Consider the following 13,537-nt stretch of genomic DNA (forward strand, 5'->3'; position numbering starts at 1 on the left):
CGCAGACTCAGCGCGGGAAAGCTGGCGGATTGACCCCTGCCATATCTTCCATGACGCGCACCACCTGACAGCTGTAACCGAATTCGTTGTCATACCAGACATACAGCACGACGCGGTTGTCGCTACAGATAGTTGCCTCGGCATCCACTACGCCGGCATGACGTGAGCCGACGAAATCCGTGGAAACCACTTCCTGTGAATTGACGAAGTCGATCTGCTTCTGCAAATCAGAATGCATGGCCATTTGGCGCAGGTATTCGTTGATCTCGTCGCGGTTGGTGGCCTTCTCAAGGTTCAGGTTGAGGATGGCCATGGAGACGTTCGGCGTCGGAACGCGGATGGCATTCCCGGTCAGCTTGCCCTTGAGCACCGGCAGCGCCTTGGCAGCAGCGGTAGCGGCACCGGTCTCGGTGATGACCATATTCAGCGCGGCACTACGACCACGACGACTACCTTTGTGGAAGTTGTCGATCAGGTTCTGGTCGTTGGTGTAGGAGTGCACGGTCTCGACGTGACCGTTGACGATTCCGTACTGGTCGTTGACCGCCTTAAGCACCGGCACGATGGCGTTGGTGGTACAGGAAGCAGCGGAGACGATCTTATCGTCTTCTGTGATATCGGTATGGTTGATGCCATGCACGATGTTCTTCAGCTCACCCTTGCCAGGCGCGGTCAGCACTACGCGGGCGACGCCCGGGCACTTGAGATGCTGGCTAAGGCCTTCGGCGTCACGCCACTTGCCGGTGTTGTCCACCAGCAACGCGTTCTCGATACCGTACTGGGTGTAGTCCACCGAAGCCGGATCGTTGGAGTAGATCACCTGGATCAGGTTGCCGTTGGCGGTGATGGTGTTGTTCTCGGCATCGATATGAATGGTGCCGTCGAATGGGCCGTGTACCGAATCGCGGCGCAGCAGGCTGGCGCGCTTGACTAGGTCGTTCTCGGCACCCTTGCGCACAACGATGGCACGCAGGCGCAGGCCGTCGCCGCCACCGGTCTTCTCGATAAGGATACGCGCCAGCAGGCGGCCGATACGGCCAAAGCCATAAAGCACGACGTCGGTGCCTTTGTGGACGCCAGTCGTGTTGCGCTTGCCTGCGACTTCAGCCAACTCATCACGCACGAACTGGTCGAGGCTGCGGCCGTTGCCCTCAGCCTTGAACTTGGCAACGACCTTGCCCAGGTCCACCGAGGCGGCGCCCAGGTCCATGCTACTCATGGTCGTGAGGATCTGATGGGTTTCGTTGACACAGAGTTCAGCTTCGTCAGCCTGGCGGTGACGAGCGAAACGATGCGCTTTGAGCAATGCGATGACCGAACGGTTAATCAACCCGCGGCCATAGATGGAAGTCACCACGTTATTGTTACGATACAGCTGACCAATCAGCGGAATCATCGCTTCGGCGAGGGCTTCTCGATCAATCCATTCACCAAGACACTGGTCGGGCTTCTGAGTCACGGGCAGTTCCTTCCAACATGTAGGGGCTGAGAAAAAGGGCTACATTATGCCGGCGCACCCTAGCGCCGGCAATCTGTGCAGCGGAAACACTGACAGCGTCCCGCCCGGATAGTTACAATCCGGGCGGTCCATTTTTCGACCGGAGTCACGTCCACTCGTGTCCGTATTGCGCCTTCCGCCCATGCCTGCCGCCAGCGGCAAGCAAACCTGGGGCAACCTTCCCGGAGCCGCGCTAAGCCTGGCCATCGCCGAATCCGCCAGCCGCGCAGAATGCTTCACCCTTCTTCTCACCGCCGACAGCCAGAGCGCCGAGCGCCTCAAGGAAGAACTGGCGTTCTTCGCGCCGAGCTTGCCGGTGCTGCATTTTCCCGACTGGGAAACGCTGCCCTACGATGTGTTCTCGCCGCACCAGGACATCATCTCCCAGCGCATCGCGGCGCTCTATCAGCTGCCCGAACTGACCCACGGCGTACTGGTAGTTCCGATCACCACCGCGCTACATCGCCTGGCGCCCAAGCGTTTTCTGCTGGGCTCCAGTCTGGTGCTGGATGTCGGCCAGACGCTCGATGTCGACCAGATGCGCTCGCGGCTGGAAGCCGCAGGTTATCGCTGCGTGGATACGGTCTACGAGCATGGCGAATTCGCCGTGCGCGGCGCGCTGATCGACCTCTATCCCATGGGTAGCGCCCTGCCCTATCGCATCGACCTGTTCGACGACGAGATCGAAACGCTGCGCACCTTCGACCCGGAAAACCAGCGCTCCATCGAAAAGGTCGACTCGGTGCGCCTGCTGCCGGCCCGCGAGTTTCCAGTAAAGAAGGAAGCGGTCACCGGTTTCCGCGCGCGCTTTCGTGAACGCTTCGACGTGGACTTCCGGCGCTGCCCGGTCTACCAGGACCTGTCCACCGGCATTACCCCGGCGGGCATCGAGTACTACCTGCCGCTGTTCTTCGACGAAACCTCGACGCTGTTCGATTATCTGCCCGAGGACACCCAAGTGTTTTCCCTGCCGGGCATCGAGCAGGCCGCCGAGAATTTCTGGAAGGACGTACGCAACCGCTACGAAGACCGCCGCGTCGATCCCGAACGGCCTCTGCTGCCACCGGCCGAGTTGTTCATGCCGGTAGAGGATTGCTTCGCCCGTTTGAAGCTATGGCCACGTGTAGTCGCCAGCCAGGAAGATGTGGAAACCGGAATCGGCCGCGAACGCTTCCCGGCCAGTCCGCTGCCGGAGCTGGCCATCGAAGCCAAGGCCAGCGAGCCGCTGGGGGCGCTGCGGCGCTTTCTCGATGAATTTCCCGGCCGCGTGCTGTTTACCGCCGAATCGGCCGGTCGCCGGGAAGTACTGCTGGAACTGCTGGCCCGCCTGAAACTGCGCCCGCAGGAAGTCGAAGGCTGGCCCGCGTTTCTGCAGAGCAAGGAGCGCCTGGCGATCAGCATCGCGCCGCTGGACGACGGCCTGCTGCTGCAGGAGCCGCAACTGGCACTGATCGCGGAAAGCCCGCTGTTCGGCCAGCGCATCATGCAGCGCCGCCGTCGCGAGAAGACTCGCGATGCCGGTGAGAACGTCATCAAGAACCTCACCGAACTGCGCGAAGGCGCGCCGGTGGTGCATATCGACCACGGCGTGGGCCGCTATCAGGGCCTGATCACCCTGGAGATCGAAGGCCAGTCGGCGGAATTCCTCCAGCTGCAATACGCCGAAGAAGCCAAGCTCTACGTGCCGGTGGCCAGCCTGCACCTGATTGCCCGCTACACCGGCAGCGATGACGCCCTGGCGCCGCTGCATCGGCTGGGTTCGGAAACCTGGCAGAAGGCCAAGCGCAAGGCCGCCGAGCAGGTGCGCGACGTCGCCGCCGAGTTGCTCGACATCTACGCCCGCCGCGCCGCCCGCGAAGGTTATGCCTTCCAGGACCCGCAACTGGACTACGACACCTTCAGCGCCGGCTTCCCCTTCGAGGAAACGCCGGACCAACAGGCCGCCATCGAGGCCGTGCGCAGCGACATGCTCGCGCCCAAGCCAATGGACCGGCTGATCTGCGGCGACGTCGGCTTCGGCAAGACCGAAGTGGCCATGCGCGCCGCATTCATTGCCGTCCACAGTGGCCGCCAGGTTGCCGTGCTAGTGCCTACTACATTGCTCGCCCAGCAGCACTACAACAGCTTCCGCGACCGTTTCGCCGACTGGCCGGTGAAGGTCGAGGTGATGAGCCGCTTCAAGTCCACCAAGGAAATCCAGGCGGCAGTGGACCAGCTGGCCGAAGGCAAGGTGGATATCCTTATCGGCACCCACAAGCTGCTGCAGGACGATGTGAAGTTCACCAACCTGGGGCTGGTGATCATCGACGAGGAACACCGTTTCGGCGTGCGCCAGAAAGAACAGCTCAAGGCGCTGCGCAGCGAGGTGGACATCCTCACCCTCACCGCCACGCCGATCCCGCGCACGCTGAACATGGCGGTGGCGGGCATGCGCGACCTGTCGATCATCGCCACGCCACCGGCACGCCGACTGTCGGTGCGCACCTTCGTCATGGAGGCCAACAACCCGACCATCAAGGAAGCCCTACTGCGCGAGCTGCTGCGTGGCGGCCAGGTCTACTATCTGCACAACGATGTGAAGACCATCGAGAAATGCGCCGCCGACCTCGCCGAACTGGTACCCGAGGCGCGCATCGGTATCGGCCACGGGCAGATGCGCGAGCGCGAGCTGGAACAGGTGATGGGCGACTTCTATCACAAGCGCTTCAACGTGCTGGTGGCCTCGACCATCATCGAGACCGGCATTGACGTGCCCAGCGCAAATACCATCATCATCGAGCGCGCCGACAAGTTCGGCCTAGCCCAGCTGCACCAGCTGCGTGGCCGCGTCGGCCGTAGCCACCACCAGGCCTATGCCTACCTGCTCACCCCGCCGCGCAAGCAAATGACGCCGGACGCCGAAAAGCGCCTGGAAGCCATCGCCAACGCGCAGGACCTGGGTGCCGGCTTCGTGCTGGCCACCCACGACCTGGAAATCCGCGGTGCCGGCGAGCTTCTCGGCGACGGCCAGAGCGGGCAGATCCAGGCGGTCGGCTTCACGCTTTATATGGAAATGCTCGAACGTGCGGTCAAAGCCATCCAGAAAGGCGAGCAACCGAATCTGGACCAGCCGCTGGGCGGCGGTCCGGAGATCAACCTGCGCATCCCGGCGCTGATTCCTGAAGATTATCTGCCGGACGTGCATGCGCGGCTGATTCTCTACAAGCGCATCGCCAACGCCGCCGACGAGGACGGCCTGAACGAGCTGCAGGTGGAGATGATCGACCGTTTCGGCTTGTTGCCGGATGCCGCCAAGCACCTGATCCGCCTGACGCTGCTCAAACTGCAGGCCGAGAAGCTCGGCATCACCAAGATCGATGCCGGCCCGCAGGGCGGACGCATCGAATTCGCCGCCGATACGCCGGTCGATCCGATGGCATTGATCAAGCTGATCCAGACGCAGCCCAAGCGGTACAAATTCGAGGGGGCGACGGTGTTCAAATTCCAGGTGCCCATGGAGCGGCCCGAGGAGCGCTTCAACACGCTGGAAGCATTGCTCGAACGTCTGACACCGGCGGCTGGTCAGTGAGACCATTCGCCGTTGTCCCGACTATCCCTGCTTGCGGCTGACCCATGCCCGAGACTTTTTTCGATCGCCTTCCCGAACCCTGGACGACCTGTTTCTCACCACTGGCCTTGAGCCGTGGTGAGCAATATGCCGCCGAAGGACGGGTGCGGATCTTTGAGCAGTCGGTGCAGCGGGTCGCTGCCAGTTGCCAGGGCTCGGGGAGCAACAGCTACCGGCAAACCCTGACCCTCGGCCCGCGCGGCGAGCTGCACTGCCTCTGCACCTGCCCGGTGGGCTGGGCCTGCAAACACGCTGCGGCTGTGCTGTATGAACTGAAGCGACAACAGCAACAACCACGATCCGCCGCTCCGGTGAGCGATTCCCAAGACGGCCTGCACGACGCGCTGCAAGCTTGGCTTTCGCGTCTGCCTCAAGCCCTCGGCGAGGCACCGTCGGCGCCGGAGCAGTATTGCCTGCACTATCTGCTCGAACCAGATCTCACCGTCACCGTATATAAAGTGCGGCAACTCAAGGATGGCAGCGTCAGCACTCCTCAGCTCTATTTCGCAATGCGCGAGGCGAGCTTCCGGCAGCCACGCTTCATGCAGCCGATCGACTTGCGCATCGCCGCCCTGCTGAACTTGTGCGCAGGCGGCAGCAACACGTTCCAGCTGGAAGGCCCGAATGGCGGCGAGGCGCTGCGGCTCGTGCTTGACAGCGGGCGCGCCTTCTTGAGTTTCGACCGGCCCGCCTTGCAACCCGGTCTCTGCCGCGAGGCACAGCTGCAATGGCGCACCAATCGCAACGGAACCCTATACGCTAGCCTCGTTCCGGAGGATGTCGAATTGATCGAAGCCATCGACCCCCTCTACTACCTGGACGTGGCGAAAAACGAGTTGGGTGTGATCGCTCACGGTCTCGGCGATGCCCTGGCCCGGCATCTGCTCAAGCTGCCCGAAGTGCCTGCCGCGCAGGCCACGCTGTTCAGCCTCTCGCTGAACGACATCGCCCCCAAGCTGCCCGCACCGAGCCGGCCGCAGGAAAGTCGTATAGACGATTTGTCACCCCGGCCACGCCTGACGCTAGGCAGCCATCAGTCCATGAATTACCACCCCGGCAGTGGGCGCATGGTCAACGAACATCAGCACCGCGCCGGGCTCAGCTTCGTCTATGACCGCACGGCAGCGCACGGCAAGAGCAAGGCCGACGAGCGCGTACGCCAGCTCGACGGCCAGGCCATCCTCAGCATCGCGCGCCAGCCCCAAGCCGAACAGGCGCTGCGCCAGCGGCTGCAACAGCTCGGCCTGCGCCCCGCTTTGCGCCAGAGCCTGGCACTGCCCAAGGACTCGGCGGAAATGTACGAGCTGCCCAACGAGGCCGCCTGGCTGCGGTTCATTCAACAGCAGCTGTCGCAACTGCGCGACGAAGGCTGGGAGATCGTCATCCAGCCGGGCTTCGCCTACGACCTGGCCGAGGTCGAGCAGTGGTACGCCGAGGTCGAGGAAGCGCCGGAACACAACTGGTTCGAGCTGGAACTGGGCATCGTCGTCGAAGGCGAACGCATCAGCCTACTGCCGGTGCTGCTGGATGTGATACGCAAGACCCCGGCGCTGCTGGCCCCGGAACAACTGGCCCAGCGTGGCAATGACGAGGTGCTGCGCATCACCCTCGCGCGCCGCGACAACGGCCATCCGCTGCAGGTGCTGCTGCCCTTCGGCCGGCTCAAGCCGATCCTCGCGACCCTCGGCGATCTGTACTTGCAACAGCCCTCGGCCACGAGTGACAGCCTGCGCCTGGGCCAGGCCGACGCCGCGCGCCTGGCTCAGCTCGACGTGCTCCCGCTGGAGTGGCATGGCGGCGAGCGCCTGCGTGATTTCGCCCAACGCCTGCGCGACTACCGCCAGCGCCCCTGCCCTCCGCCCACGGGGTTGAACGCCAAGCTGCGCCCCTATCAATTGCAGGGGCTGTGTTGGATGCAAACGCTGCGCGAACTGGGGGTGGGCGGCATTCTTGGCGACGACATGGGCCTGGGCAAAACCCTGCAGACCCTCGCCCATCTGCTTATGGAAAAACAGGCCGGCCGCCTCGACCGCCCCGCCCTTGTGGTGATGCCCACCAGCCTGATTCCAAACTGGCAGGACGAGGCGGCGCGCTTCACTCCCGATCTTCGGGTGCTCACCCTGCACGGCCCGACCCGGCAAAAACACTTCGACGAGCTGGCCGAATACGACCTGCTGCTGACCACCTATGCCTTGCTGCCGAGAGATGTCGAGCAGCTGGCCGAACAGCCGCTGCACGTGCTGGTCCTGGACGAGGCGCAGAACATCAAGAACGCCACCAGCAAGGCCGCCCAGGCCGCCGGCCGGCTGCAGGCGCGACAACGCCTGTGCCTGAGCGGCACGCCGCTGGAAAACAACCTCAGTGAGCTCTGGTCGCTGTTCCATTTCCTCATGCCCGGCTGGCTGGGCAACGCCAAGGAATTCAGTCGCGCCTATCGCACACCTATCGAGAAACACGGCGACCCGCTGCGGCTACAGCATCTGATCGGTCGTATCCGCCCCTTTCTCCTGCGCAGGCACAAGGAAGAGGTAGCGCACGAGCTGCCGCCGAAGACTGAAATCCTGCACTGGGTGGAGCTGACCCCGGCGCAACGCGACCTCTACGAGACGGTGCGTTTGGCCATGGACCGCAAGGTGCGCGACGAGATCGACCGCAAGGGGCTGGCGCGCAGCCAGATCATCGTTCTCGACGCCCTGCTCAAACTGCGCCAGGTCTGCTGCGACCTGCGCCTGGTCAAGGGCGAGGCGTCACGCTCGGCCCGTGGCGGCTCATCAGGCAAGCTGGACAGCCTGCTGGAAATGCTGCAGGAACTGCTGGCCGAGGGCCGCCGCGTACTGCTGTTCTCGCAGTTCACTTCGATGCTTGCCCTGATCGAGGAAAGCCTGCAGCAACGCGGCATCGATTACGTGCAGATCACCGGCGACACCCGCGACCGCCGCACCCCGGTGCAGCGCTTCCAGAACGGCGAGGTGCCGGTGTTCCTGATCAGCCTCAAGGCCGGCGGAACCGGGCTCAACCTCACCGCCGCCGACACCGTGATTCACTACGATCCCTGGTGGAACCCAGCCGTCGAAAGCCAGGCCACCGACCGCGCCTACCGCATCGGTCAGGACAAGCCGGTGTTCGTCTACAAACTCATCGCCCGAGGCACGGTGGAAGAAAAAATCCATCAATTGCAGGCACGCAAGGCCGAACTGGCAGCCGGTGTACTGCAAGGCAGCGGCAACGTCGACTGGACGCTACAGGAAAGCGATATCGAAGCGCTGCTGGCGCCGCTTGGAGGTTGAGGGTTGGACGCCGGACGAAAGTATTGGATTTGCGCCTTGCGTTCAGCTTCACTTTTGCATGTGGCGTTAAGGTCCTATCGAGGAGTCAGCCTCGATGCAGAGGCGCGTTTTCGTCCAGCCTCAAGCCTTAGCCTCCGCGCTTTTAACTCCACCACTACCATTCGCAAGGAATCGCTCCATGAGCCGCTACGAAATCACCTTCTCCGGGGAGCTTGCGTCCGGCGCCACGCTTGAGCAGGTCGAGGCTAATCTGGCGCGGCTGTTCCAGGCCGATGCCCAGCGTATCGCCTTGCTGTTTTCCGGCCGCCGCATCGTGATCAAGCAGGGCCTGGACTACGACAGCGTCGAGAAGTACCGCCAGGCCATGTCTCGCGCCGGGGCGATTGCCGAGGTGCGGCCGATGCCGGTAGAAGTCGAGGAAATCGAACTGGCGCCACCGCCGGAAGAGCCCGCCGCGCCATCGAACAGGGAGGCCGGCGCAACGCCGCCACCGCTAAAAGTCGCACCGCGCGATGAATACATGGCCGCTTTCGTCGACGTCGAGGCACCGGATTTCGGCATCGCGCCGGTCGGTGTCGACCTGCAGGACGCCCGCCCAGCAACCCCGCCGCCGGCGCTGAACCTGTCGCAGTTCAGCCTGGCACCGGTGGGCAGCGACATGAGCGAGCGCCGCCGCGCCACTGATAACCCCGTGCCGGATACCTCGCATCTAAAACTGATGGATTGACCGCGCTGCATCGAGCAACGGCGGAAAAATTTCCGCCCTACAGATTCAGCTGCGTTCAATCCTGCGGACCGCAACCGTAGGGCAGATTTCAATCCGCAAGGGACACGCCGTCTGACGACGTATCGCAAGGCGGAAAGATTTCTGCCCCTGCAGATTCAGCTGCGTCAGCGGTATGCGTGCGCGATAGGCCGAACTCCCGCTGTCCCGGCAGGCTCCAAGCCTACAAGCCCTTAAAGTGCCTGTGCTCATGGACCTAGTCGTCGCCCGCCCCGAAGGTCTCTATTGCCCGCCCGGTGATTTCTATATCGATCCCTGGCGCCCCGTCGAGCGTGCCGTCATCACTCACGCCCACGGCGATCATGCTCGCTGGGGCATGAATCATTATCTGGCGTCCAGCGACAGCGAAGGCATCCTGCGCTCGCGCATCGCAGCCGACATGCCCCTGCAGACGCTGGGCTACGGCGAATCCATAGACCATCACGGCGTGAAGCTCAGCTTCCACCCCGCCGGCCATGTGCTCGGCTCGGCCCAAGTGCGCCTCGAATACAAAGGCGAAGTCTGGGTCGCCTCGGGGGACTACAAGGTCGAGCCGGACGGCACCTGCGCACCCTTTGAGCCAGTGCGCTGTCATACTTTCATCACTGAATCCACCTTCGGTCTGCCGATCTACAAATGGCCTTCGCAGACCGACGTATTCCGCGAGATCAATGACTGGTGGCGCGCGAATGCCGCGGTGGGCCGTGCCAGCGTGCTGTTCTGCTACGCCTTCGGCAAGGCTCAGCGGATTCTCCATGGCCTTGATGAGAGTATCGGCAGCGTGGTGGTGCACGGCGCCGTCGAGCCACTGAACCGGGTCTATCGCGACGCCGGCGTGTATCTGCCACCGACCCTCTACGCAGGCGATCTGAAAAAAGGCGACCCACGCCTGAAACAGGCGATCATCCTGGCCCCGCCTTCGGCTGGCGGCAGTACCTGGATGCGCCGCTTCGGCGATTACGCCGACGCCTTCGCCAGCGGCTGGATGATGCTACGCGGTACGCGTCGGCGTCGCGGCGTCGATCGCGGCTTCGTGCTCTCCGACCATGCCGACTGGCCCGGCCTGCTCTGGGCGATTGGCGAGACCGGTGCCGAGCGGGTGATGGTCACCCACGGCTCGGTACCGGTGCTGGTGCGCTATCTGCGCGAAATGCGCGGTCTCGATGCCCAAGCCTTCGAGACCGAATACGGCGAAGAGGACGATGCGCCTGAACAGGAGGCTCCGTGATCTACCGTCATTGCGCGGTCTTACTCCCCTGTAGGAGCGAGCTTGCTCGCGAAGCCGTTCCAATCAGCGCCCTGCGTAACGGTGTCGCATGAAAGCCTTCGCCACCCTCTACAGCCGCCTCGACGCCACCACCTCGAGCAACGCCAAGCTCGCCGCCATGCGCGATTATTTTCGTGAGGCCGAGCCGGCCGATGCGGCCTGGGCCGTGTACTTCCTGGCCGGTGGCCGGCCACGCCAGTTGGTGCCGGCCAAGGTGCTGCGCGAGACCGCGATGCAGGTCGCGCAGCTGCCCGAATGGCTGTTCGAGGAAAGTTATCAGGCCGTTGGCGACCTGGCCGAAACCATCTCTCTGCTGACCCCCGAAGCCGAGCACAGCTCGGATGACGGTCTGGCGGTGTGGCTGCAGGACAGGCTGCTGCCCTTGCGCGGCCTGCCTCCGCAAGAGCTGGCGATACACCTGCCCGCGCTCTGGGCGCAGTTGGACCGGCTGAGCTTGATGGTCTGCATCAAGCTGATTACCGGTGCCTTCCGGGTCGGCGTCTCGAAGCTGCTGGTGACGCGAGCGCTTGCGTCGCTGGCCGATCTCGATCCCAAACGGGTGGCCCAGCGGCTGGTGGGTTACACCGATCTGTCCCATCGGCCCAGCGCCGAAGGCTACCTGGCGCTGATCGCCGACGAATCGGAGCACGAGCATGCCCAGCGCGGCGGCCAACCCTATCCCTTCTTCCTGGCCCATTCGCTACAGGCGCCGGTTGAACAGTTCGACGAATTGCTAGGCGCACCGGAAAACTGGTTCGTCGAATGGAAGTGGGACGGCATCCGCGCGCAGCTGGTCAAGCGCGACGGGCAGATATGGGTTTGGTCGCGCGGCGAAGAGCTGGTCAGCGAGCGTTTTCCGGAGCTGTGCGAGCTGGCCGGCTGCCTGCCCGACGGCACGGTGATCGATGGCGAGATTGTGGTTTGGAAGCATCCACCCGAACGGCCACCCACTGCGCTGCCTGGAATGGATGCCGCCACGCCCGCAACCACAGAAGCCGGCATACAACCCTTCGCCTTGTTGCAGCAGCGAATCGGTCGCAAGAACCTCACCGCCAAGGTCTTGCAAGACGCGCCCGTTTCCGTGCTCGCCTACGACCTGCTGGAATGGCAAGGCGAAGACTGGCGGCAACGACCGCATCGCGAGCGCCGCCAGCAACTCGAAGCGGTTGTCTCGCAATGTCTCGACCCGCATCTGATGGTTTCGCCACTGGTTACGGGAGCCGACTGGCAGGACCTGGCTCGCCAACGCGAGGCCTCCCGCGCCCTGGGCGTCGAGGGCATGATGATCAAGGCGCGCGCCGCTCAGTATGGTGTCGGTCGGACCAAGGACGTGGGCCTCTGGTGGAAATGGAAGATCGACCCTTATTCGGTGGACGCCGTGTTGATCTACGCCCAGCGTGGCCACGGCCGCCGCGCCAGCCTCTATACCGATTTCACCTTCGCCGTCTGGGACGGCGAGCCAGGCGATCCCGAGCGCAAGCTGGTGCCCTTCGCCAAGGCCTATTCGGGCCTCACCGATGAGGAAATGCGCAAGGTCGACGCCATCGTGCGCAAGACCACCGTGGAGAAGTTCGGCCCAGTGCGCAGCGTGACGCCGACCCTGGTGTTCGAGCTGGGCTTCGAAGGCATCGCCGCCAGCAGCCGACACAAGAGCGGCATCGCCGTGCGCTTCCCACGCATGCTGCGCTGGCGTCACGACAAACCGGTCGATGAAGCCGACACGCTGGAAGTGCTCAAGGAACTGCTGGGATGACAGCGCTCTGGCCAACCCCACGGCCGAACAAGTTCGGCCCTACAACAAAATCGCAACCCCGCTCCCGGTCTTCGGGCCGAATTTATTCGGCCAACCTGCCCCGCCTGACACCTACGTACAGACAGACCTGGCCGAACACGTTCGGCCCCACAACAAACCGCCGCCCCGCACCCAACCGTAGGGCCGAATTTATTCGGCCGCTCCGGACGCCGCACCACTTCCGGGCACGACAAAGAGGCTGCATGCATCATGCAGCACCACGCCGGTGCAGCCACCGGTTTCTAGCCCTCTCAAGAGCTGCTGCGGCAAGGCATAGCGGTCTCGCCACCCACAAGGCACGACTATTGCTGAATGAAGGTTCAACTATCGATGAACCCTTCTGCAATGACTGCGCTGAATCCCCTGTTTACCCCGCACTGGCACGCCGAGCTGGAACTCGGCTACGCGCGTTTCGGCGACGCGACGCGTCCAGTGCTGCGCCGTCATAACGGCCCCCTGCGGGTGCAGAAGCATCTGTATGCCGAAGGCCCGGAAGTCTGCCAGCACATCATCGTGCATCCGCCCGGCGGAATTGCCGGCGGCGATCGCTTGGAGATCAGCGCCACGGTCGGCGCCAATGCCTGGGCGCAGCTGACCAGCCCCGGCGCAGCCAAGTGGTACCGCGCAGCCGCCCCGGCGTTCCAGCAGCTGGCATTACATGTCGAAGCCGGCGCGACGCTCGAATGGCTGCCGCAGGAGACCATCGTCTACTCCGCTGCGCAGGCCGAGCTGAACACGCACATCGCGCTCGAAGGCGATGCACGCCTCTTTTACTGGGACATGGTCGCCCTCGGCCGCCCAGCCGCGAACGAGCGCTTCGATGCCGGGCATTTCCAGGCGCGGCTGGATATCCGTCGCGATGGCCAGTCGCTCTGGCACGAATGCCAGCGTGTTATCGGCGGCGACGGGCTGCTGGACTCGCCGATCGGGCTCGACGGCCAGCCGGTATTCGCCACTCTGATCGCCACAGGAGAAATCGACGCCGATCTGCTGGAGCGCTGCCGCGAGCTGCCGAGCCGGGTTCGCGGCGACCTGACGCAATTGCCGGGCCTGCTCGTCGGGCGCTGCCTGGCCCGCGAAGCACTGCATGCCCGCGCCTGGCTGATCGAGCTATGGCGCCTGCTGCGCCCAGAACTGCTGGGGCGCGAAGCCGTGCCGCCACGCATCTGGAGCACCTGAAACACATGTTCTGTAGGCGCTGGATATGCCGACGATACGGCCTCGCTGAGCATCGGCAAGCCGGCTCCTACAGGTTGCAACACAGACCCGCAAGGTAGAGACCGCGCACGTTTCACCGAGCGGCCGAGACTTTCCTGGCGGACA

Annotated in this window: 7 protein-coding genes; 6 read left to right on the plus strand and 1 reads right to left on the minus strand. The window is 63.8% G+C overall.

Features of this window, described 5'->3' with window-relative positions; genetic code table 11:
- Positions 1-7 precede the first annotated feature (7 nt).
- Entirely contained in the window at positions 8-1,459 is a 1,452-nt protein-coding gene (locus NA645_RS05505; RefSeq protein WP_256047904.1) for a glyceraldehyde-3-phosphate dehydrogenase, read from the minus strand.
- A 157-nt stretch (positions 1,460-1,616) separates the two neighbouring features.
- On the opposite strand from NA645_RS05505, the gene mfd reads away from it, so the two are divergent.
- The 6 genes from mfd to NA645_RS05535 all read left to right on the plus strand — a co-directional run bounded on the left by mfd (position 1,617) and on the right by NA645_RS05535 (position 13,393).
- Positions 1,617-5,066, plus strand: coding sequence for a transcription-repair coupling factor (gene mfd, locus NA645_RS05510; RefSeq protein ID WP_256047905.1), 3,450 nt, complete (start codon positions 1,617-1,619; stop codon positions 5,064-5,066).
- A 44-nt stretch (positions 5,067-5,110) separates the two neighbouring features.
- Positions 5,111-8,392 (plus strand): DEAD/DEAH box helicase, encoded by a 3,282-nt coding sequence (locus NA645_RS05515; protein WP_256047906.1) that lies wholly within the window; start codon positions 5,111-5,113, stop codon positions 8,390-8,392.
- Between the two features lie 178 nt (positions 8,393-8,570).
- A complete protein-coding gene (locus NA645_RS05520; protein ID WP_256047907.1) occupies positions 8,571-9,119 on the plus strand; it encodes a hypothetical protein in 549 nt (182 codons plus the stop codon).
- Between the two features lie 247 nt (positions 9,120-9,366).
- On the plus strand, positions 9,367-10,383 hold the full coding sequence (locus NA645_RS05525; RefSeq protein WP_256047908.1) for a ligase-associated DNA damage response exonuclease: 1,017 nt from the start codon (positions 9,367-9,369) through the stop codon (positions 10,381-10,383).
- Positions 10,384-10,471: 88 nt separating this feature from the next.
- Positions 10,472-12,175 carry an ATP-dependent DNA ligase gene (locus NA645_RS05530; RefSeq protein WP_256047909.1) on the plus strand — a complete coding sequence of 568 codons (1,704 nt, stop codon included), beginning with the start codon at positions 10,472-10,474 and terminating at the stop codon, positions 12,173-12,175.
- A gap of 384 nt (positions 12,176-12,559) precedes the next feature.
- On the plus strand, positions 12,560-13,393 hold the full coding sequence (locus tag NA645_RS05535) for an urease accessory protein UreD (protein WP_256048090.1): 834 nt from the start codon (positions 12,560-12,562) through the stop codon (positions 13,391-13,393).
- Positions 13,394-13,537: the final 144 nt, after the last annotated feature.

Origin of the sequence: Stutzerimonas stutzeri, assembly GCF_024448955.1 — a bacterium.
GTDB classification, from domain to species: domain Bacteria; phylum Pseudomonadota; class Gammaproteobacteria; order Pseudomonadales; family Pseudomonadaceae; genus Stutzerimonas; species Stutzerimonas stutzeri_AQ.